This window comes from Ruegeria sp. YTSC192 (assembly GCF_059609705.1).
The window spans coordinates 1-22,217 of record NZ_JBXWMG010000002.1 but is presented as its reverse complement, the minus strand read 5'-3'; the positions used below and the strand labels follow the sequence as shown (position 1 = coordinate 22,217).

Genomic DNA, 22,217 nt, shown 5'->3' with positions numbered 1-22,217 from the left:
AATTGCTTATAAAGGTCTCACTGCTCGATAGGTTTCTTGCCTGTATGAAACCTGCCTCAATAACTTAACGCCCGCTTCGTGCGGGCGTTTTTTTTGGCAGATTTGAGGCCCTTCATACTGCAGTTCCCCGTTTTCTTTGCAGGTGCAGCATGGCACTCTGCGTTGCAGGTGAACTCAGGGGAAATGCAGTCATGAGCCTTTCGGGAAAAACGGCAATCATCACGGGATCAAATTCGGGCATCGGTCTGGGCATCGCGCGCGAGCTAGCCAAGGCCGGGGCGGATGTGGTTTTGAACTCGTTCACGGATCGGGATGAAGATCACGCGCTGGCCGCAGAGATTTCGAAAGAGACCGGCACCAACGCGCGCTACATTCAGGCCGATATGTCCAAAGGGGATGAATGCCGTGCCCTGATCGAAAAGGCGGGGTCTTGCGATATTCTGGTGAACAACGCGGGCATTCAGCATGTGTCCCCCATAGACCAGTTCCCGATCGACAAATGGGATGCGATCATCGCGATCAACATGAATTCGGCCTTCCACACGACTGCAGCCGCCTTGCCATTGATGCGCGCAAACGGGTGGGGGCGCGTGGTGAACATCGCCTCGGCCCATGGTTTGACGGCCTCTCCGTTCAAAGCGGCCTATGTGGCGGCCAAGCATGGCGTTGTTGGCATGACCAAAGCTGTCGCGCTGGAAACTGCGCAAGAACCGATTACCTGCAACGCGGTTTGCCCGGGTTACGTGCTGACCCCTCTGGTCGAGGCGCAGATCCCTGACACGATGAAGGAATACAACATGAGCCGTGAGGACGTGATCAAGAACGTCATGTTGGAGCGGCAACCGTCCAAAGAATTCGCCACGGTTGAGCAATTGGGCGGGACGGTGCAGTTCCTTTGCTCGGATGCGGCGGCGCAGATCACCGGGACGACTATCTCGGTCGATGGGGGCTGGACGGCGTTGTAGTCAAGATGGGGGCTCTGCCCCCATACCCCCGAGGTATTTTTAAACAGAAGAAGGGTTGGGACCGTGAAACAGATCAATCTTGCCCTGCAGGGTGGTGGAGCGCATGGGGCGTTCACCTGGGGTGTTCTCGACCGGCTTCTGGATGAAGAGGATGTCGAGGTTGCGGCGATCACCGGGACCTCAGCCGGGGCCTTGAACGGGGCCGCGTTCAAGTCTGGCATGGTGGCTAATGGGCGCGAGGGGGCACGGGCGCGGTTGGACGGGTTGTGGCAACGCATGGGGGCCATTGGCGACATGCGAATGGCCAACTGGTTCCGGGGGCTGGAACCCGCGAGCATTGCGCAGGCGATGGAGTATTCGCTGCCTTACTCCATTGGCGATGCGTGGTCGCGGATGGTATCGCCCTATGCTTATGGTCCGTTCTATTCGAACCCTTTGGAAACCGTGGTGGACCGGTTCAACTTTGATGAGGTCTGTGCCGATCAGGGGCCGCGTCTGTTTGTGTGCGCAACCTGCGTGCGCAGCGGCAAGATCCGTGTGTTTACGGGTGATGAGATATCGACCAATGCGATTTTGGCCTCGGCCTGTTTGCCGACCTTGTTCAAAGCGATTGAGATTTACGACCCCAAAACCGACAGGACCGAGGCTTATTGGGATGGCGGCTATACCGGCAACCCGGCGCTGTACCCGTTGTTTGAGAGCGACCTGCCCGATGATGTGGTGATTGTGAATATCAACCCGCTGGAACGGCACGAGTTGCCGGTCACACCGCAGCAAATCCAGAACCGGATTAACGAGATCAGCTTTAACTCGTCGTTATTCCGCGAGCTGCGGGCGATCAATTTCGTTCAGCGGTTGCTGGAAGAGGGTAAGTTGAAAGCCGGTGAGATGAGCCGCGTACTGGTTCACATGATTGCTGACAATGAGTTGATGAACAGCCTGTCCGTCGCGACCAAAACGGTGCCCAATCCGGTAGTCCTGCACAAGCTGAAACAAGCAGGACGCGATGCGGCAGATGGGTTTTTGGCGCGTCACAAGGATGATCTTGGACAGCACAGTACCGTCGATTTGCCCGCGATGTTCGGCTGACTACTCGGGTGGTTGTGTCGGGTCTTTTTCGTTGGGATAGACCAGACCCGCCGAGATCACGAGCTTTGCGGCCTCTTCAATCGACATGTCCAGCAGGATCACGTCTTCTTCCGGGAAGAACAGCAGAAAGCCAGAGGTCGGGTTGGGCGTTGTCGGGATGAAAATGCTCAGCAGGTTGCCGCCGGTTTCGGCGCGGTTGCTGACCTCACCCTTTGCTGTTGTCGACACGAAGCCAATGGCCCAGATGCCACGGCGCGGATATTGCACAAGGCAGGCTTTCTCGAACGAGCGTTCGGTCTGTGCGAACACCGTCTCTGAAATCTGCTTGATGCCGGAATAGATCGAGCGGACGATCGGCATCCGTTCCACCAAGCTTTCGGTGAACGAGATGAAAGACCGGCCCAGGATGCCTTTAGCAACCCATCCGACCAGAATGGTGAACACCAGGAAGATGATGACCCCGACGCCGCGCAGGTTGATGCCCACATATTCCTCGGGGCGGAACTGCTGTGGCACCAGCGGCAGAACGGCGCTGTCGATCCAGCCCACGACGGACCAGATCAGCCAGATCGTCAGCCAGACAGGTGCAATAACGACGATACCCGTCAGGAACGAACCGCGCAGGCGCGAGAACAGGCCGGGGCGGCGATGGGGTTCTTCGTCAAACGGTGTGTTCATTACAGGTCCGAGTGGTTTGTAAAACTACCTAAGCAGTCCGATGCGCCGGTGCAATAGGGCAGGTTTACGCGCCGTTTACCAGTGCCTTAGCAATATTCGCCGCCAATCTTGCGTTGTTGCGCACCAATGCGATGTTTGCGGTGAGTGAGCGGCCATCCGTCTTTTCAAAGATCCGCTGCAGCAGATAGGGCGTGACAGCCTTGCCGGTGATCCGATGGGCGTCGGCATCTGCCTGCGCGGCGGCGATGATCGGGGCCAGCTCCTCGGCCGGGATCTGGTCTGAGGTTGGGATCGGGTTTGCGACCAGCTGACCGCCCGGCAGTCCCAGCGCGCGGCGCGTGGCATGAGCTTTGGCGATGGCCGCGGCGCTGTCCATGCGCAGAGGTGCGGCATAGGGGGATTGCGCAGACCAGAAGGCTGGAAAGGCGTCCTGACCATAGGCAATGACCGGAACGCCCAGCGTTTCCAGAACCTCAAGTGTTTTTGCCAGATCGAGGATCGCTTTTGCACCCGCCGCCACAACCGTCACCGGGGTTTGACCCAGCTCGTGCAGGTCTGCGGAGATATCAAACGTGGTCTCGGCCCCCTGATGGACGCCTCCGATCCCGCCTGTCGCAAACACCTCGATCCCGGCATGTTGCGCGGCGATCATGGTTGCCGCCACGGTTGTGGCCCCGGTGCCGCCGGTCGAGATACAAGCCGCCATATCCGCGCGAGAGATTTTCGCAACACCCTGCGCCTGGCCCAAGGCTTGCAGCTGGTCGGGTTCAAGGCCCACATGCAGCACGCCTTTGATCACGGCCATGGTGGCTGGCACGGCCCCGGCATCGCGGATGTCCTGTTCCACCTGTGCGGCGACCTCAACGTTCTGAGGGTAGGGCATGCCGTGGGTAATGATGGTGCTTTCCAGCGCCACGATGGGGTGGCCTGCGTCTTTCGCGGCGCGGACTTCGGCAGAGTAGTGGATGGGGATCACAGCGGAGTTTCTCCTGAAACGTAGGTTGCAGCGGCGTGGAGCGCACGGGCCAAGGCCGTTTGCGCATCGGCGCCGTCTGATTCTGAAGCGATATGGGCGGCCATGAATGTGTCGCCCGCGCCGGTTACGCGGGTCACAAGCACAGACGGAGGTGTCCGGGTCAGAACGCCCTGGGCCGAGCCCACGGTGGCAGAGTTGCCGCCATCGGTGACCAGAACGCGCAGCGCGCCCCGGTCCAGCAGGCCTTTGGCAGCGGATTCGGAATCGGTGAACTCGCGCTGACACAGTAGGCCAGCCTCTTCGAGGTTCACATAAAGCGTCGCGCGGGCGTGTTTGAGGAAAGGCAGTAGACGTTCGGCCTTGCCGGGCGAGGCCGGTGCAACCCGCAAGTCCGCCTTGGCGAAGGCGGGGCTTTGGGCGATTTCCTCCAGCAGGTCCAATGTCAGGTTGCCATCCAGCGCAATCGGTCCTTCGAACGGCGTGTTCTCATAGCCCAGCGGCCCATGAATCAACGGTCGCAGAATTTTCGCCCCCGAAGCCTCAAGCGAGTGGGCATCGGCGATGGCAGCGATCAGGCCGTTGGCCCCTTCAACCGCCATGTAGCGATCGGTCGGCAGGTCTTGCGAGCGGTAGATATGGTCGGTGACCATGCCCAGCCGGGCGCACGCATGGACCAACTCGTCACCCTCTGGGTCGCGACCAATGGCTGTCAGCAAGGTTGGGGTCATGCCGAACCGCACCAGCGTCATGGCAATGTTCATGGCAACGCCGCCGGGCAAGCGGGTGATCCGCCCCGGCACGTCCGATCCTTGCCGCATGGCACTGGCCGAGCGCCCGATCACGTCCCACAGGACCGAGCCGATACATAGGATTTCACTGTTCTGAGTCATGGCGCAGTCATGCCGCAGCACCGAGGGCCGTGCAAGTCAGAACGTCAGCGGTAGCAGAGATAAGGCCTCTGTGACCTGCTCCGCATTCGTTTCGACTTGCGATCTGATGCGTTCGGCGGGACACTCAACCTGTATGATTGATGATTTTATTGATGAGCGTCGCAGATGAGCGGTATTTTCCGTTTCCTCCTGATTTTGCCTGTTTTTCTGGTCCTTTCGGCATGGTCTGCGAGGGCACAGACCGCCCCGACGATTGTCGAGTTCTGGACGAAGGCAGACACTTTGTTCCTTGAGGTCACGCTAAATGCCGAGATGTTCGTGGCCGGGATCGACCCCGAAACCCGGCCCGATTTTGCCGATGACGCGCGGTACAGAGAATTGCGCCGCCGGGTGTCCTCAGAGCTAGAGCCTGAGGTCCGGGCGTTTGCCAAAGACTGGTCCAGTTCGCTGAAAGTCGAACTCGCAGGCCCGGTCAGCCTGTCCTATGAGGGCGTGCGCATTCCCATTGTTGGCGATCCAGATACTCCGCGTCTGTCAAAGCTGCTGCTGGCCGCGTCGCTGCCGGAAGGCGCGTCCAGTCTGCGTCTGACATGGCCTGCGGGGCACGGGCCTGCCGTTGTGAAACAGCAACGTGTCGACGCACCCTACACGGGCTATCTGGTCGCCGGAGAAGCCAGCCCGCTGATCCCGTTGCAAGGTGGTGCTGCGCTTGGTCCCGAGCAGGTGCTGCAGGTGTTTCTGCCAAAGGGGCTGTCCCGCATTCTGCCGCATGGCTATCACGAGATCGCCCTTGTGCTGTCGTTGGTTTTTTTGACCCTCAGCCTGCGTCCGCTGTTGGCTCAGATGCTGATTGTGTCCCTCGGGTTGGTCTTCGGTCTGGCGCTTTCGGTCTACGGCGCGGTTGTGTTGCCCTCTCAGGCGCTAACAGTTGCAACCCTTGTGTTGGCGCTGTGGAACCTGGTTCTGCGACGGTTGACCGTATTCCGCCTGCTCGCTGTTTTCGGTGCTGGATTGTTGTGTGGGATCACGCTCAGCACTTCTCTGGCGACAATTGGGGTGCCGCCGGATCATTTGCCACCCGCGATATTCGGCTATGCGGGCGGAGTGCTGCTTGCGCTTTGCGCCATAGCTGCCGCAAGTTTTGCGGTCTCGGCGTTGATCGCCGGGGCGTCCGAGCGGATGCGAGGCCGGGTTTCCGTCCTGGCCTCGATCCTGATTGCGGGAATTGCGGTCTATTGGTTGGCCGCGCCCCTGATATTCAGCTAGCCATGTGGGACAACAGCTCGTTCAGAGCGGCCGATGGGTCCTCGGCCGACCAGATTTCGTCGCCGATGCCGAAGAAATCCGTATGCGGGGTCAAGGTGCGGATCAGATCCGGGGTCAGCCCGCCCTCGGCCACAACCGGGACCTCGATCATTTCCGACCACCATTGGAACAGGTCCTTTTCGGCCAAGGTCCCGTCGCCCAGAGACGACGCCCCGACAGGGCCAAAAGCGACGTAGTCGACGCCTGCTTCGCCTGCCGTCATGCCGTCGTGGCTGGAGGTTCCACAAAAGCTGCCGACAATTGCATCTGCGCCCAGTTCCTTACGCGCAGCCCGGACCGAGCGCGCCGCGTCGTCCAGATGCACGCCGTCCAACCCCAGCCGTTGCGCCAGCAGAACGTGGTTCGTGATCACGATGGCCACGTCGCGCGCATGCGCCACCTCGCGGCAGGCATCTGCGGCGCGTGCGATCGTGTCCTCGTCATTCCCAGCCAAGGCCAGCCGGATGCAAGCAATCTCGGTCCCGTCAAGAACCCGCGCCAATTGGTCGGGGAAGGTGCTGAGCGTGATGGTCGGCGGTGTGATCAGATAGACCTGAGGCTGCTCGGGGGTTTCCATTAGCGCGTCCTTCGCTTTCATTCTTTGGCGCGGTTTAGCGGATTGAGCGCGGGAAGCAAACTTTTAAGCCTGCCGAGCGGGTATTTGGAAACAGAAGAAGAGGATCGGGTTGCCCTGATGAGGCTGGGTGATTAGAGCAGGCGGAACTTTCGGAGACAGCCATGCCTAATGACACATCTCAGCCTTCCTTTGTACTCGTGCGCCCGCAAATGGGCGAAAACATCGGGGCCGCCGCGCGGGCGATGTGGAATTTCGGGCTGGACCGGATGCGGATCGTCGCCCCTCGGGACGGGTGGCCGAACCCGAAGGCGGTGGCGATGTCCAGCGGTGCTGGTAGGCTTCTGGACGAGGCGCAATTGTTCGACGATCTGGCCGGGGCGCTGTCTGACACCACTTTTGTGTTTGCAACCACGGCACGGCAACGCGGTCTGACCAAGCCGGTCTACAGCCCGGAACGCGCCATGCAGATCGCGGCTGAAAAGGTTGCCGCAGGTGAAAAGGTCGCCGTTCTCTTTGGCCCGGAACGCGCGGGGCTTGAGAATGAGGATATCGCCAAGGCCAATGCCATCATCTCGGTGCCTGTGAACCCGGAATACGCCTCACTCAACCTTGGGCAATGCGTGTTGCTGACCGCTTATGAGTGGATGCGTCAGACCGGTGATGTGGTGCATGAGGCCACCGATCTGGGCAAGGGCGACTGGGCGACCGGGATCGAGGTTGAAAAGCTGGTCGAACACTATGAGGATCGGTTGGAGGAGGCCGGTTTCTTCTACCCGCCGGAAAAGGCCGAGAGCATGAAGACCAATCTGCGCAACCTGTGGTCGCGGATGCGGATGACGCGGGCGGATGTACAGATGCTGCACGGTGTCATGCGTCAGATGGTCCGTTGGAAAGACAAAGGGTAAGGCTGGACCTTGCCCCTCACTGGCCCTAGCTTGCGACGAAATCCAGAGCTTGCGACGAAATCCAGGACATATGAGGACAGCATGAGCGCCAAGCGCAGCATCTTCGAAGAAGTCTCAGACACCGAAAAACAACAAGCCGTTCAACCCGGTATGATCGACAAGGGACGTGGCGGTGCACGTAAGGCGATCCGGGCGTGGCTGATGATCCTGTTTGTTCTGGTCGTTGTGATGATCGCCGTGGGTGGCCTGACCCGGCTGACTGACAGCGGGCTGTCGATCACCGAATGGCGTCCGATCACCGGGGCAATCCCGCCGATGACCGAGGCCGACTGGCAATCCGAATTCGACAAATACAAGGAAATCGACCAGTGGCGCATCCAGAACCAATGGATGCAGCTGAATGATTTCAAATTCATCTATTGGTGGGAATGGGGCCACCGCCAATTGGGCCGCGTGATCGGTTTGGTCTGGGCGCTTGGCTTCTTTGGCTTCCTGATCGCGCGCAAAATCCCCACGGGGTGGACCGGCAAACTGCTGATCCCCGGCGCCTTGGGGGGTGTCCAGGGTGCGGTCGGCTGGTGGATGGTCGCCTCGGGCGTGACGCAGGGAGAGGGGATGACGGCCGTTGCCAGCTATCGTCTGGCGACACATCTTGGCTTGGCCTTCGTGATCCTTGGGTTCCTTGCGTGGTATATCTTTGAGCTCGGCCGGGATGAGCGCGACCTGATGCAAGCGCGGCGCGCGAAAGAGGCGAAACTGTTCTCGCTCTCGACTGGCCTGCTTCATTTCACCTTTTTACAAATACTCATTGGCGCGCTTGTCGCCGGGATCGACGCTGGGAGGTCCTACACCGACTGGCCTTTGATCGGTGGGCAGGTATTGCCGCCAGATGCGACCATGCTGGAACCGATGTGGCGCAACTTTTTCGAAAGCCCCGGTCTGGTGCAGTTCATCCACCGTTGCGCGGGATATCTGCTGTTCATCTTCGCCATCATCGTCTGGCGTCGGGGGCAGGGCAGCGCCCATCCGCAGACCCGTTTTGCCTTCAACGCCGCCTTCGCAGCCCTGTCGCTGCAGGTGGTTGTCGGCATCGTCACGGTCGTTTACGCGGCACCGTGGCAGATCGCCATTTTCCACCAGTTCATGGCCGTCGTAGTCTGGACCCTGATCCTGCGCGCGCGCTTCCTGAGCGGCTATCCCATTGCAACCTCAATCCGTGGAGCGTGACCCGATGAGCGCCTTTGACGACCTGATGGCCTTTCAACGTGAAACCTCGGCCCTTGGTCAGATTGCCGGCCGGCTCGGCTGGGATCAGGAAACCATGATGCCGCGTGGAGCCGCCCCGCAACGGGCCGAGGAAATGGCCGCGATCGAGGCCGTTCTGCACGCCCGCAAGTCCGACCCGCGTGTGGCGGAATGGCTGGACCAAGCCGACGCGACCGATCCCTCGGATCAGGCACAGCTTCGCGAAATCCGCCGGTCTTATGAGCGCACCATCAAAGTCCCCGCTGATCTGGCCACGGCGATTGCCCGCGTCACTTCGGCGGCGCAGGGCACATGGGCGCAGGCGCGGGCAGAGGAAGATGTCGCAGCCTTCTTACCAGTGCTGGATGAGGTTGTTTCGCTCAAGCGACAGGAAGGCGAAGCACTGGCGCAGGGCGGCGATGTCTATGATGCGATGGTCGAGGATTACGAGCCGTACACCACCGGCGCTCAGATTGCCGCTATTTTCGACGAAATGCGCCCCCGGCTGGTCGCACTGCGCGCCGCCGTGCTGGACCGGCCTGAGCCCGCAGCGCTGAGCGGTCATTTTGATGAAGCAAAGCAGATGCAGCTGTCGCAGAAACTGGCTGTTGCGTTCGGGTATGACCTGAACAACGGCCGCGTTGACAAGGCGGTGCACCCGTTTAGTTCGGGCAGCGGTCTGGATGTGCGCATCACGACTCGCACCAGTGAAACCGACCCGTTCAACTGCTTCTATTCGACCATTCACGAGGTTGGCCACGCGGCTTATGAACAAGGTATCAACCGTGATTTCCTACTGACCCCGCTTGGAAACGGCGTGTCGATGGGCGTGCATGAAAGCCAAAGCCGGATCTATGAAAACCAGCTTGGCCGCTCGCGGGCCTTCACCGGATGGCTGTTTGCCCAGATGCGCGATGCGTTCGGAGAGTTCGGGATCACGGATGCCGACGCCTTCTACGCCACGGTGAACCATGTCCAGAATGGCTATATCCGGACCGAGGCAGATGAGGTGCAATATAACCTGCACATCATGCTGCGCTTTGATCTGGAGCGCGCGTTGATGGCCGGGGACCTGCAGGTCTCGGACCTTGAGGCCGCGTGGAACGACCGCTTCAAGGCAGATTTCGGTTTTGCGGTCGACAAGCCCTCGAACGGGTGCTTGCAGGATGTGCATTGGTCGGTTGGCCTGTTCGGCTATTTCCCGACCTATTCGTTGGGCAATGTCTATGCAGGGTGTCTCTATCACGCGTTGCGGAGTGTTTTGCCGGGGCTGGATGATCAACTGGCGCAAGGCGATACCTCTGGCGCGACCGGTTGGCTGCGGGAGAATGTCCAGCAATATGGCGGGCTCTACGCCCCGCGCGAGGTCATCCAGCGCGCAAGCGGGATGGAGCCGGGTCCGGAGCCTTTGCTTGACTATCTGGAGAAAAAGTTCGGGGCGTTGTACGCATTGTGACAGGGGCCGAAACAGGCCAGACGGATAATCTGGACCTAGTTGTATGTTCAGGTCGCGATAGGGGGCGAAACTCTGGTCAGCGCCCGCTTTGCGTTGCCCCAATGACGGCAATGCGCAGGTAGCGGGCTTTGCAAATTTCTTGCTTCAAACAACAAAATATGGTGGGCTTTCCGCCTTTGCGGCGATGAGCTTACAGTTGTTTTCTAACCCTACTGGCTACATTCATGCAAAAAAACACATTCTTATACGAGGTATCTCAGGAACTTGCGCGCTTCGATGCCAAACTCTTGGGTTTGTTTAGATGTCCGGTATGTCTGCGAGACCTGCCGATTGGCAACTTTGGAGGCTCCCATGCTGACAATGCTATCAACGAAGAGCACATAATACCGGATTCGGTCGGGGGGAAACAAACGACCTTTTTGTGTAAAAGGTGCAATAGCACATTCGGGCACAAGCAGACAAAATGGCTCGTTGAGTGGATTGAACTAAAAGAAGGAGGTGCACCATTTCCGATAGATCCGAAAAAGCAGAAGGCCAGGATTAGTGCCAACGGACGCAAATTGAATGGTTCAATGCTTCTCGGTGAGGATGGAGCGTTTGAGTTTTACACGGACCGGAAACGTTCGAACCCAGTAGACTTCGATGCGCACTGGAGAGAGCCAAAACCCTCTGAAATCAATATTGAATTTTCGATGCCAGTCTTTGCTAACGAGAATTCTTTGCGAGTGGGCTATCTTACTGCTGCCTACGGTCTTTGGTTCAAGAATTTCGGGTATTCCTTTATCCTTCAGTCAAGTTTGGAAACTGTCAGAAGGCAGATTCTGAACCCAGAAAAAAACATTGTGGATTGGAATTTTCTCATTGAAATCCCAACTCGTGAAATCAGAGAACCGAGCATCGGCCTTATGAGGTTTGATCAAGATTATTTTCCGATTGCTGCAGTCTACGACCACATTGTGCTACTGCCCTCAGCGCAGAAATTACACCCTCCAAGAACGTCTGTCGAAAAAGTATCCAAGAAGCTGATGTCTTTGGGTGACGAAATTGCCCCACGTTTTCAGCATCGCTGCGTGGGACCAGCCGTAATGATTTGTGACGGTCAAATCGTGATTCAGCCAGACATGATTGCCAATGCGACCATCTCGCCTCAGCACATTTGGGTCGATGGCTGGCCATAGGAGCAGCCCTTAGTGGGGAGAGGGCTGCTTACGCTACACTTGGTATGAATGTCTCAAAAGGGCTACACTGAAGCCCTCCAGAAAAAATGGGGAGGGTCGCAAAGTCCGCCACACAGACGCCCGGAATGATCGCCGAGGCTGGTGTGAGCCTCGGCGTTTTGTTCTTAGTCTTCGGCCTCGTCCTCATCCCCCTGATCCGCGATCCAGGCGACGCTGACGACTTCTTCGCCCTTGCCGGTGTTGAACACCCGCACACCGCCCGCGCTGCGGGAGCGGAACGAGATGCCATCAACCGGCACCCGGATCGACTGACCTTTGGAGGTGGCCAGCATGATCTGGTCGTCCAGATCAACCGGGAAGGAGGCAACCAACTCGCCGCCGCGCATCGCTTTGTCCATCGCCGCGACACCCATGCCGCCGCGACCACGCACCGGGTAGTCGTGGCTGGAACTCAGCTTGCCCGCGCCGCCTGAGGTGATGGTCAGGATCAGGTTTTCGGCGGCTGACATTTCTGCGTAACGCTCTTGCGGCAGCAGGCTGTCGGCGTTGCCTTCCTCATCTTCCGTTTCCGCGTCATCGGCAACACCGGCCACGGCGCGGCGCATCTTGAGATACGCGGCGCGTTCGTCTGATTCAGCCTCGAAATGGCGGATCACGGACATCGAGACGACGCGGTCACCATTGGTCAGTTTGATGCCCCGCACACCGGTGGATTCGCGCGAGTTGAACACGCGCACATCGGTGGTACGGAATCGGATCGCGCGGCCTGAATTGGTGACCAGCATCACGTCTTCGTCTTCGGAACAGATGCGGGCGTTTACCAGTTCCACATCCTCGGGCAGTTTCATCGCGATCTTGCCGTTGCGGCGAACATTGGTGAAATCCGACAGACGGTTCCGGCGCACGTCACCTGCGCTGGTGGCAAAGACGATCTGCAGGTTTTCCCACTCGTCATCAGGCACATCCACCGGCATGATTGCCGCGATGGAAACGCCGGTGGGGATCGGCAGGATATTGACGATGGCCTTGCCTTTGCCCGTACGTCCCGATTGTGGCAGGCGCCACGTTTTCAACTTGTAGACCATGCCGTCGGTGGTGAAGAACAGCAGTTGAGTATGCGTGTTGGCCACGAAGAGGTTGGTCACAACATCCTCTTCCTTGGTCTGCATCCCCGACAGGCCCTTGCCGCCGCGTTTCTGCGCCCGGAAATCGGCCAGCGGCGTGCGCTTGATGTAACCGCCCGAGGTGATGGTCACGACCATGTCCTCACGCTCGATCAGGTCTTCGTCTTCCATGTCGCCGGACCAGTCGACAATCTCGGTGCGGCGGTCGACGGCAAACTGTTCGCGGACGCTGCGCAGCTCATCACCGATGATCGACATGATCCGTTCGCGCGAGGACAGAATATCCAGATATTCCTTGATCTTACCGGCCAGTTCTTCCAGCTCGTCCGTGACTTCTTTGACACCAATCTGGGTCAGGCGCTGCAGGCGCAGGTCAAGGATGGCGCGGGCCTGTACCTCGGTCAGGTTATAGGTGCCGTCGTCGTTCATCTTGGACAGCGGATCGTCGATCAGGCGCAGATAGCCTTCGATCTCGGCCGCAGGCCAGCGGCGAGTCATCAGCTTTTCACGCGCTTGCGCAGCGTCGGCGGAAGAGCGGATCGTAGCGACGACTTCATCCACGTTCGACACGGCCACAGCCAGACCACACAGGATATGACTGCGTTCGCGTGCCTTGCGCAAGTCATAGGCGGTGCGGCGTGCAACAACATCTTCGCGGAAGTCGATGAAGGAGGTCAGGAACCGGCGCAGGGTCAGCTGCTCGGGACGGCCGCCGTTCAGCGCCAGCATGTTGCAGCCGAACGAGGTTTGCATCGGCGAGAAACGGTAAAGCTGGTTCAGAACCACCTCGGGCGTGGCATCGCGCTTCAGTTCGACCACGACACGCACACCGTTACGATCGGATTCGTCCTGCACGTGGCTGACGCCTTCGATGCGTTTCTCGCGCACGGCCTCGGCGATCTTTTCGATCATCGAGGCCTTGTTCACCTGATACGGGATTTCATCTACGACAATGGCATACCGATCGCGACGGATTTCCTCGACCCGCGTCTTGGCGCGTATGATGACGCTGCCTCGGCCTTCCAGATAGGCCTTGCGCGCGCCGGATCGGCCCAGCATGACGCCGCCGGTTGGAAAATCGGGGCCGGGGACATATTCGATCAGCTGTTCCGAGGTCAGGTCCGGATCGTCGATCAGCGCCAGCGTGGCATCGACCACCTCACCCAGATTGTGCGGAGGTATGTTTGTCGCCATACCCACGGCGATACCACCGGCGCCATTGACCAGCATGTTCGGGAAACGGGCAGGCAGGACGGTCGGCTCTTTATCCTTGCCGTCATAGTTGTCCTGAAAATCGACGGTATCCTTGTCGATATCCGCCAGCAGAAAGGCGGCGGGCTTGTCCATGCGCACTTCGGTATAGCGCATGGCTGCCGGGTTATCGCCGTCCATCGAGCCAAAGTTGCCCTGACCATCAAGCAAGGGCAGCGACATCGAGAAATCCTGCGCCATCCGGACCAGCGCATCATAGATCGCGCTGTCGCCATGCGGGTGGTATTTACCCATCACATCGCCAACCGGACGGGCCGATTTGCGATAGGACTTTTCATGGGTGTTACCGGTTTCGTGCATGGCGTACAGAATCCGCCGATGCACGGGTTTCAGGCCATCGCGCAGATCGGGGATCGCGCGGGAAACGATGACCGACATGGCATAGTCCAGATAGGATGTGCGCATCTCGGATTCGATGGAGACCGTCGGGCCGTCATAGACGGGGCGCTCGGGCGGGGTTTCATCCATGTTTTCAGGTGTTTCTGGCGTATCGCTCACGTAAACTGCTCGTTTCTTGTGCAGACTCTATATTTTGTGGTCCCACTCTATCAGACACAGCACATAAGGTGCAAGCAAGCAACGAATCCGGGCGCAGAAATCCAAAGTAACACTCGGGTAACATCTTGTTATCCCATTGTTAGGTGGTTTTGCTGCTATCATTGAGAGACCCTGAATGAACCCGGAGGTCTGAATGCAGCAAAGCGAAACCGAATTGATGCTGAAGGGATATGGTCTGACGACGGCGGAATTCTTCTATCACATGCCCGACTATATCCATGTCCTGAATACGTTTATCTGGCAGGAATACGACCTGGCGCCAGACCATCCGAAACTGTTTGAATTCATCGACTTTTGGCAGCGTGAGATTGACGGGCCACTGCATTCGGTCAAGTTCACGCATCGCAAGATGATCGCGCCGGGGGAGTGGCGCAATATGGTGGGTGAGTTCCGCGTGAACTGACGCCTTATCCCGCCCGCCATGCGTAAACCGAACATCCGGTTGAGCCCGAGCTGGTGAAGCTGTTGCCATCGTCGGCCAGACGACCGCGCCATTGAACGGTGATGCCGGGAAAATAGTCCGTGCCGCTGATCTGTTGGTCATTCACATAGATCACCGTGTTGGCTTTTTGACCCAGCGAGTCGGTGAGGCTTCCGGTGTATTTGTTGCCGCCTGCATGAGAGTAGCGGACCGTTCCGGTTACCTTCACGACCACCGCGCAGGTGGCCTTGAACTGCCAGGTGCCAGCCATCGAAGTACTAACAGACACAGACGGTGCAGGGGCGGGTGTTGGTGCCGCGACGACCTTGCAGATCGAGCCGCTTTTACTCTGCAACTCTTCCAAAGCGTGCTGGGTTCCCAAATCATCCGCTCCGAGTTGCGACGCGCTCGCCTCGCGGTAACGCGCAAAGGCCTGTCTTGTGCGAGGACCGGCGACACCATCCGCGCCTCCGGCGCTGCAGCCCAGCGTGTTCAGGGCCGATTGCGTGGCGCGCATCACCTCACGCGAATCCGAAATAACTGGGGTGTCGGGGGCTTCGGGGGCCGGGGTGCGCTCTGTCTCGATTGGCAACTCGACCGAGGCCAGGCTGTCGCGCAACTGCAGTGCCACCTCGTAGGAGTAGTTTTCGGACTGACCCTCGTACTTTTCCAGAAAAGCATCCAACGCCGTCACCGTTCCGACCGAGCGCGCCAGGTCCAGATCCGCGCGCATGTCATCCGTCGGAGGCGTCGGCGCGTTCCGTGGGAGTGTTGCGGCGGCTGGGGTGAAATAGAACTCGCCCAACAGCTCATCATAATAGGCGGGCACTTGCGTGTGCTGAACGGTGCGGGACAGGTCGCGCACCTCGCGCCGCAGGTCCGAGACCATGCTGCGCAGTTCCAGCCCCGGTTCCGACAGGCGCGGCAGCAATGCACGGGTGAAGACCGAGTTCTGCGCGGGTTCATCATCGCTCAGGCGGTCCAGCGCCATCTGGCCAGCCCCGGCCGAGAAGATCACGAACATCCCCTCAGGCGCGTTGATGCGCCCAAGCCCGCGTGTACGCCCGACACTGCGCCCGGACACGGTTTCAAACGGATTGTCGCGGCAGGCATCGACTATGGCGATCGAGGTGCGCGCGCCTGTGGCGCGGACGCGGTCTAGCAGGTTCGACAGGGCAATGGATTCGGATTTCACGAAATCGGTCTCACCCGAAGTGGGCGCGACGATATCGGTCGGTAGCAGGTAATTCTCGCCGTCGATCTCGACCCCGTGACCGGCGAAGAACACAAAAGCGGTATCGCCAGCCTCAAGCCGGGCGGTGAAGTCCGAAATTTTCTGGTTCATGCCGCGCCGGTCGAGGTTCAAACCTTCGATGGTTTCAAAGCCCAGATCTTCCAGCTTGTCGGAAACGGCTTCGGCATCGGCGACGGCTTTCTTCAGATCAACGACTGAGGTGTATTGATCATTCCCGATCACCAGTGCCAAACGGTCCTGCGCCCAAAGCGGGGCGGCGAAACATGCAAACAGAAAAAACAGGCAATTTTTCATCTCAACAACCCAAACTGGAATGATCCTGTTACATCTATAGCGGAAAACCGCCGCACCCCTCAGTGATTTGGATTACTTTGGCTGAACCAGTCGAATAAGAGACGGTTTTTGGGTCATGCGACGAAAAAAAGAAGCAAAAAAGCAGTGATATGATTGCGCTAACATTGGACATGATCTTAGGGGCAGGTTAAGGACAACACATGGTTTCACGCGTCATTCCCGTCGATCCGTTCGATCTGGTCATTTTCGGCGGTACCGGAGATCTTGCGCAGCGCAAGATCCTGCCCGCATTGTTTCGCAGGTTCTGCGCGGGGCAATGGCCCGAAAGCGCACGCATTATTGCGGCTGCGCGCAGTGAGCTTGACGCCGACAGGTTCCGGTCTCTTGTGGCTGAGGCGCTGCGGACCTACGCGCCGCGACGCTCAGATGATGTTGAGAACCTGCAAGGGTTCCTGCAGCGTGTCGATTACGTCCGGCTGGATGCGCTCTCAACCGGCGGGTGGGATGAGTTGGCTGGTAAATTGACCCCGAACCGGGTGCGGGCGTTCTATTTCTCGGTCGGTCCCAGCCTGTTCGGCCCTCTGGCCGAACGTATCCGCGCGCATGCGCTTGCGACCGAGGATACTCGGATCGTGGTAGAAAAACCCTTCGGCCACGATCTGGACAGCGCACGGGATTTGAACGCCACGCTGGCGGCGCATTTCGACGAAGGACAGATTTATCGGATCGACCACTATCTGGGCAAGGAAACCGTTCAGAACCTGATGGCCGTTCGGTTCGGCAACATGCTGTTTGAGCCGCTTTGGAACAGCCAGTATGTGGACCACATCCAGATCACTGTGGCTGAAACGGTGGGCGTCAAAGGGCGTGAGGACTATTACGAACGCGCCGGAGCCATGCGTGATATGGTGCAGAACCACCTGATGCAATTGCTGTGCCTGATCGCCATGGAGCCGCCCGCCAAATTCGATCCCGACGCTGTCCGGGACGAAAAGCTCAAGGTCATCCGCGCTCTTGATCCGGTTGAGCCGCACCAAATTGTACGCGGACAGTTCTCCGAGGCCGATGGGGCGGGCTATCGCGATGTTGTCGGCAATCCTCGTTCGACCACGGAAAGCTATGTGGCCCTGAAGGCGCATATCAGCAATTGGCGTTGGGCCGGGACGCCGTTCTATCTGCGCACTGGCAAGCAGCTGGTCGCGCGGTCCTCGGTGATCAACGTGCAGTTCAAGGACGCGCCGCATTCGATCTTTGGTGAGGCTGCGGGGCGGCACGCCAATGCCTTGTCCATCCGATTGCAACCGAATGAGGGGATCACCCTGAAGGTGACTATCAAAGAGCCGGGGCAGGGTGGGATGCGTCTGATCGACGTGCCGCTCGACATGAGCTTTGCCGAGGCGCTCGGGCCGGAAAATCGGGACCCGCCCGATGCTTATGAACGGCTGATCATGGACGTGATCCGGGGCAACCAGACCCTGTTCATGCGCGGTGATGAAGTCGAGGCCGCCTGGGCCTGGACCGATCCGATCATTGCCGGATGGCAGGCGCGGGGCGATGTGCCTAAACCCTATGACAGTGGCAGCACAGGTCCGGGCGACGCCGAGCTGCTGATGAAACGAGATGGTCGCCACTGGCAAGGAATCAAGCCATGAATATTCAGGAATATGCCGACCGCGACATGCTGGCGATCGACGTGGCCAACGCATTGGCCGGAGAGTTGGAGGCCGCGCTGTTGCATGACGACACGGTGGCCCTTGCGGTGCCGGGCGGAACGACACCGGGGCCGGTTTTCGATGTCCTGTGTGCCGCTGATCTGGACTGGGCACGCATACGCGTGCTGCCAACCGATGAACGCTGCGTGCCTGCGGACAGTGACCGCTCGAACGAGCGTCTGATCCGCGAGCGTCTTCTGACCAACCGCGCCTCGGTGGCGCAATATGTACCGCTCTATGTTCCGGGAGCTGCGCCAGAGGACGCTCTGCCCGAGATCGAGTCGCTGATCGCGCCGGTGCTGCCATTGTCGGTGCTGGTGCTGGGGATGGGTGGCGATATGCACACTGCCTCGTTGTTTCCTGGAATGCAGGGGCTGGCTGAGGCGCTGGACAGCAACGCGCCGACGCTGGCCGTGGCGCGGACCGATATGCAACCTGAACCGCGCATCACCCTGACGGCTCCGGTTTTGGACGGGGCCTTGTCGAAACACCTGATCATCTTCGGCGCTGAGAAGCGGGAAGCGCTGGAGAAGGCCATGTCTCTGCCGCCCGAAGAGGCGCCTATCGCGGCTGTTCTGGGCGGTATGACTGTGCATTGGGCGGAGTGAGCCATGCAACTGGATGGACTGAAAGCACTGGCAGCATCGCAGCACGCGCGCATTCTCGACCTGTTCGAGGCGGACGCGGATCGTGCGCAGGGGTTCTCTGCCTCAACCGGCGATATGCTGTTCGACTACTCAAAAACGCAGATCGACGGCGAGATTCGGGATGCGCTGATCCAATTGTGTGACCAAGCCGATCTGGCCGCGCGCCGCGAGGCAATGTTCTCCGGCCACAAGATCAACGAGACCGAAGATCGCGCGGTGCTACATACGGCGTTGCGCAATCTGGACGGCGGCGCGGTTCAGGTCGATGGTCAGGATGTCATGCCGGATGTTCTGGACACCTTGCAGCGGATGCGCGTCTTCGCCGAGGAGGTGCGCGGAGGCACCGCTGCCGGGGCAGGGGGCAGCTTTACCGATGTGGTGAATATCGGCATCGGAGGCTCGGATCTGGGGCCGGTCATGGCGACCCATGCGTTGTCGCCCTACCATGATGGGCCGCGTCTGCACTATGTCTCGAACGTCGATGGCGCGCATATCGCGGATATGTTACGCCAGCTGGACCCGACCCGGACATTGGTGATCGTGGCTTCGAAAACCTTCACGACGATTGAAACCATGACCAACGCCCGCACCGCGCGGGCCTGGATGAGCGAGGGTGGCGGTGACCCCTCCAGGCAATTCGCGGCCGTTTCCAGCGCGTTGGACAAAACACAGGCCTTCGGCATCCCAGAGGACCGCGTATTCGGCTTCGCGGATTGGGTCGGAGGGCGGTACTCTGTCTGGGGTCCTGTCGGTTTGCCGGTGATGATCGCGATCGGCTCGAACGCGTTCGACGCGTTCTTGCGGGGCGGGCAGGCCATGGACCTGCATTTCCGTTCGGCCGAGTGGGCGGAGAACGTTCCGGTTATGCTGGCCTTGGTCGGGATCTGGCATCGTCAGGTGCTGGGTCATGCCAGCCGAGCGGTGTTGCCCTATGATCAACGGCTGCTGCGCCTGCCGGCCTATTTCCAACAGCTTGAGATGGAATCGAACGGAAAGTCAGTCGCTATGGATGGCAGCGCACTTTCGGTTCCCTCGGGGCCAGTTGTCTGGGGTGAACCGGGCACCAATGGCCAGCATGCCTTCTACCAGCTGATCCATCAGGGCACCGACGTGATCCCCTGCGAATTCATGGTCGCCGCCGAAGGGCATGAACCTGAACTGGCCCATCATCACCGGCTGCTTCTGGCCAATTGCCTTGCCCAGTCTGAGGCTTTGATGCGCGGCAGGTCTCTTGACGAAGCCAGCGCCCGTATGGCGGCCAAAGGCCTGCAGGGCGACGAACTTGACCGTCGGGCGCGGCATCGGGTGTTTCCGGGCAACCGGCCCTCGACCACGTTGATCTATCCCAAACTGACGCCCTTTGTGTTGGGGCAGATCATTGCGCTTTACGAACATCGGGTGTTCGTCGAAGGCGTTCTTCTGGGCATCAATTCCTTCGATCAATGGGGCGTCGAATTGGGCAAAGAACTTGCCACCTCACTCGGGCCGATCGTGGACGGAGAAGAGGGTGCAGACGACAAGGATGGCTCAACCGCTGCTCTGGTCGCCTATGCCCTGCGCCACCGCAATTGACGTGGTGAAATGCGGCCCGGGCCAATCTCGGGCTGCAATCTTTTATTGTCAGACATATAATTGCTTGGCAGGGTTCTTCCCAATGAACCGTCATGATTGATCGCCCGGCCACAGGCCCGCGTATCTCTCAATGTACGGAATGGCCGCCGACAGCGTGGCCTGAACAAAAAAGGGAGGATGTCCATGCTAGGACAGATGATGACGCAGCCCTTGCTGATCTCGTCACTGATTGATCACGCCGAGCGCTACCACGGTCAGACGGAAATCGTTTCGGTTGAAACAGACGGCACAGTGACACAGACCAATTGGTCCGAAGTGGCGCGCAATGCGCGACGGTTGGGATCGGCCCTGACCAAGCTTGGGCTGGAACCACAGGACCGCATCGCTACCCTCGCCTGGAACAACCGCCGCCACCTTGAGATCTACTATGCGACCTCGGGTGCCGGTTTCGTGTGTCACACGATCAATCCACGCCTTTTCCCCGAACAGCTGACTTACATCATCAACCATGCCCAGGATCGCGTTCTGTTCTTCGATGCCACCTTCATCCCTCTGGTCGCTGCTTTGCAAGAAGGTCTGGGCGAGGTTCATCACTTCGTGCTGATGGGCCCGCGTGATGAGGAAGCGGCGGCTCAGATCGACGGGCTGCAGTTCTATGATGAATTGATCGAGACGGGTGATGTCGATTTTGCATGGCCGGATTTGGACGAAAACACAGCCTCAAGCCTGTGTTACACCTCGGGCACGACGGGCCATCCCAAGGGGGTGCTCTATTCGCATCGCTCGACCGTGCTGCATGGCTTTGCCTCGAATGGGCGAGACGTCATTGGTTATTCCGCGATGGATGTCGTGATGCCCGTGGTGCCGATGTTCCATGTCAATGCATGGGGGTCGCCCTATGGCTGTGCCATGTCCGGCTCGCGCATGGTTTTGCCGGGGCCGGGGCTGCATGGTGAGGCGCTGGTCAATCTGATCGACACTTATGGCGTGACGGTCGCGATGGGCGTTCCCACGATCTGGCAGGGCCTTCTGGCCCATGCCGCGCAATCCGGCAGCAAGCTTGCCAGCCTTGAGCGCACCGTAATCGGAGGCGCCGCTTGTCCGCCCTCGATGATCGAAACCTTCCGCGAGGTCTACGACGTCGACACCGTCCATGCCTGGGGCATGAGTGAGATGAGCCCGCTGGGCACAACCAATGTCCCGATTGCCAAACATCGCGACCTGCCGATCGAAGAGCAGCACCGTCTACGCGAAAGCCAGGGGCGGCCTCCCTTTGGGGTCGAACTGAAGATCGTGGATGATGATGGCAACGACTTGCCCCATGACGGCGAAACCCAGGGCGACCTGATGGTGCGCGGCCCATGGGTGCTGGACAGCTACTTCCAGATGCAAGATGAGGCGCTATTGCAGGACGGCTGGTTCGCCACCGGGGATGTCGCAACACTGGATGCCGACGGCTACATGACGATCCGCGACCGGTCAAAGGACATCATCAAATCAGGGGGCGAATGGATCAGCTCGGTCGAGTTGGAAAACATCGCCGTCGCCCATCCAAAACTCGCCACAGCCGCCGTGGTTGGTGTGCCGCACCCGAAATGGGATGAGCGCCCGATTCTGGTCGCGGTGAAAGCCGAGGGAGAGGAGCCGTCAGAGGAAGAACTGCTGTCCTTCTTCGATGGCAAGATCGCCAAATGGCAAGTGCCGGACAAGGTTGTGTTCATCGACGCTCTGCCGTTGAACGCCACGGGAAAGGTGCTGAAACGGACGTTGCGCACGCAGTTTGCCAACGCTTTGACCGGGTGATCTTGGGGAAATTGGCTCCGGCGGTAGGGATCGAACCTACGACCAATTGATTAACAGTCAACTGCTCTACCGCTGAGCTACGCCGGAACGGTTCGCGCCGTATATCAAGCTGTTTTCACGGCGTCCAGTGGCGGATGAAAAGTTTTTTCTGCCGATCAGCGACGCACTGATCTGGCCCGTCTAGACCATGACCAATTTCACTAGATTATGCTAGGAAGATTGGCTCCGGCGGTAGGGATCGAACCTACGACCAATTGATTAACAGTCAACTGCTCTACCGCTGAGCTACGCCGGA

18 protein-coding genes and 2 tRNA genes are annotated in these 22,217 nt (G+C 59.3%); 12 read left to right on the top strand and 8 right to left on the bottom strand.

All coding sequences use genetic code 11. From position 1 onward, the window contains the following. The first annotated feature begins 191 nt into the window (after window positions 1-191). Window positions 192-965 carry a 3-hydroxybutyrate dehydrogenase gene (locus tag AC2FD8_RS03340; RefSeq protein WP_496854027.1) on the top strand — a complete coding sequence of 258 codons (774 nt, stop codon included), beginning with the start codon at window positions 192-194 and terminating at the stop codon, window positions 963-965. Window positions 966-1,028: 63 nt separating this feature from the next. Continuing rightward, window positions 1,029-2,054: a patatin-like phospholipase family protein gene (locus AC2FD8_RS03335; RefSeq protein WP_496854026.1), complete on the top strand. Its 1,026-nt coding sequence runs from the start codon at window positions 1,029-1,031 to the stop codon at window positions 2,052-2,054. Here the strand turns inward: AC2FD8_RS03335 and AC2FD8_RS03330 are convergent, their stop codons facing one another. The 3 genes from AC2FD8_RS03330 to AC2FD8_RS03320 form a co-directional block, all read right to left on the bottom strand. Then, window positions 2,055-2,732 (bottom strand): DUF502 domain-containing protein, encoded by a 678-nt coding sequence (locus tag AC2FD8_RS03330; protein ID WP_496854025.1) that lies wholly within the window; start codon window positions 2,730-2,732, stop codon window positions 2,055-2,057. It abuts the gene before it with no gap. Between the two features lie 64 nt (window positions 2,733-2,796). Further along, window positions 2,797-3,708, bottom strand: a complete 912-nt coding sequence (locus AC2FD8_RS03325) for a pseudouridine-5'-phosphate glycosidase (RefSeq protein WP_496854024.1) — start codon at window positions 3,706-3,708, stop codon at window positions 2,797-2,799. Further along, window positions 3,705-4,598, bottom strand: a complete 894-nt coding sequence (locus AC2FD8_RS03320) for a PfkB family carbohydrate kinase (protein ID WP_496854023.1) — start codon at window positions 4,596-4,598, stop codon at window positions 3,705-3,707. The genes AC2FD8_RS03325 and AC2FD8_RS03320 overlap by 4 nt, the downstream gene beginning before the upstream one ends. 165 nt (window positions 4,599-4,763) lie before the next feature. Between AC2FD8_RS03320 and AC2FD8_RS03315 the strand changes: the two genes are divergently transcribed. After that, window positions 4,764-5,864 (top strand): HupE/UreJ family protein, encoded by a 1,101-nt coding sequence (locus AC2FD8_RS03315; protein WP_496854022.1) that lies wholly within the window; start codon window positions 4,764-4,766, stop codon window positions 5,862-5,864. On the opposite strand, the gene AC2FD8_RS03310 is transcribed toward AC2FD8_RS03315, so the two are convergent. Next, entirely contained in the window at window positions 5,857-6,480 is a 624-nt protein-coding gene (locus AC2FD8_RS03310; RefSeq protein WP_496854021.1) for a thiamine phosphate synthase, read from the bottom strand. The genes AC2FD8_RS03315 and AC2FD8_RS03310 overlap by 8 nt on opposite strands. A 161-nt stretch (window positions 6,481-6,641) precedes the next feature. Here AC2FD8_RS03310 and AC2FD8_RS03305 point away from each other — a divergent pair, with 161 nt between their 5' ends. The 4 genes from AC2FD8_RS03305 to AC2FD8_RS03290 all read left to right on the top strand — a co-directional run bounded on the left by AC2FD8_RS03305 (window position 6,642) and on the right by AC2FD8_RS03290 (window position 11,264). Beyond that, entirely contained in the window at window positions 6,642-7,385 is a 744-nt protein-coding gene (locus AC2FD8_RS03305) for an RNA methyltransferase (protein WP_496854020.1), read from the top strand. Between the two features lie 81 nt (window positions 7,386-7,466). Then, the gene (ctaA, locus tag AC2FD8_RS03300) at window positions 7,467-8,612 is read left to right on the top strand and encodes a heme A synthase (protein WP_496854019.1); all 1,146 of its coding nucleotides are present in this window, start codon (window positions 7,467-7,469) and stop codon (window positions 8,610-8,612) included. A 4-nt stretch (window positions 8,613-8,616) separates the two neighbouring features. Further along, window positions 8,617-10,086 carry a carboxypeptidase M32 gene (locus tag AC2FD8_RS03295; RefSeq protein ID WP_496854018.1) on the top strand — a complete coding sequence of 490 codons (1,470 nt, stop codon included), beginning with the start codon at window positions 8,617-8,619 and terminating at the stop codon, window positions 10,084-10,086. Window positions 10,087-10,310: 224 nt separating this feature from the next. Then, a complete protein-coding gene (locus AC2FD8_RS03290; protein ID WP_496854017.1) occupies window positions 10,311-11,264 on the top strand; it encodes an HNH endonuclease in 954 nt (317 codons plus the stop codon). A 164-nt stretch (window positions 11,265-11,428) separates the two neighbouring features. On the opposite strand, the gene gyrA is transcribed toward AC2FD8_RS03290, so the two are convergent. Next, window positions 11,429-14,158, bottom strand: coding sequence for a DNA gyrase subunit A (gyrA, locus tag AC2FD8_RS03285; protein ID WP_496854016.1), 2,730 nt, complete (start codon window positions 14,156-14,158; stop codon window positions 11,429-11,431). A gap of 193 nt (window positions 14,159-14,351) precedes the next feature. On the opposite strand from gyrA, the gene AC2FD8_RS03280 reads away from it, so the two are divergent. After that, window positions 14,352-14,621, top strand: a complete 270-nt coding sequence (locus AC2FD8_RS03280; protein ID WP_496854014.1) for an usg protein — start codon at window positions 14,352-14,354, stop codon at window positions 14,619-14,621. A gap of 4 nt (window positions 14,622-14,625) precedes the next feature. On the opposite strand, the gene AC2FD8_RS03275 is transcribed toward AC2FD8_RS03280, so the two are convergent. Beyond that, window positions 14,626-16,188 carry a caspase family protein gene (locus tag AC2FD8_RS03275; protein ID WP_496854013.1) on the bottom strand — a complete coding sequence of 521 codons (1,563 nt, stop codon included), beginning with the start codon at window positions 16,186-16,188 and terminating at the stop codon, window positions 14,626-14,628. A 200-nt stretch (window positions 16,189-16,388) separates the two neighbouring features. Here AC2FD8_RS03275 and zwf point away from each other — a divergent pair, with 200 nt between their 5' ends. The 4 genes from zwf to AC2FD8_RS03255 all read left to right on the top strand — a co-directional run bounded on the left by zwf (window position 16,389) and on the right by AC2FD8_RS03255 (window position 21,922). After that, window positions 16,389-17,840, top strand: coding sequence for a glucose-6-phosphate dehydrogenase (zwf, locus tag AC2FD8_RS03270; RefSeq protein WP_496854012.1), 1,452 nt, complete (start codon window positions 16,389-16,391; stop codon window positions 17,838-17,840). After that, window positions 17,837-18,508 (top strand): 6-phosphogluconolactonase, encoded by a 672-nt coding sequence (pgl, locus tag AC2FD8_RS03265; protein ID WP_496854010.1) that lies wholly within the window; start codon window positions 17,837-17,839, stop codon window positions 18,506-18,508. Before zwf ends, pgl begins: the two co-directional genes overlap by 4 nt. A gap of 3 nt (window positions 18,509-18,511) precedes the next feature. Further along, window positions 18,512-20,119, top strand: a complete 1,608-nt coding sequence (pgi, locus tag AC2FD8_RS03260) for a glucose-6-phosphate isomerase (RefSeq protein ID WP_496854009.1) — start codon at window positions 18,512-18,514, stop codon at window positions 20,117-20,119. Window positions 20,120-20,302: 183 nt separating this feature from the next. Continuing rightward, window positions 20,303-21,922, top strand: coding sequence for a long-chain-fatty-acid--CoA ligase (locus AC2FD8_RS03255; protein WP_496854406.1), 1,620 nt, complete (start codon window positions 20,303-20,305; stop codon window positions 21,920-21,922). Between the two features lie 12 nt (window positions 21,923-21,934). Here AC2FD8_RS03255 and AC2FD8_RS03250 read toward each other — a convergent pair. Together AC2FD8_RS03250 and AC2FD8_RS03245 are read right to left on the bottom strand one after the other, a co-directional pair. Continuing rightward, window positions 21,935-22,009, bottom strand: a tRNA-Asn gene (locus tag AC2FD8_RS03250). Between the two features lie 133 nt (window positions 22,010-22,142). Then, window positions 22,143-22,217 (bottom strand) — tRNA-Asn (locus AC2FD8_RS03245).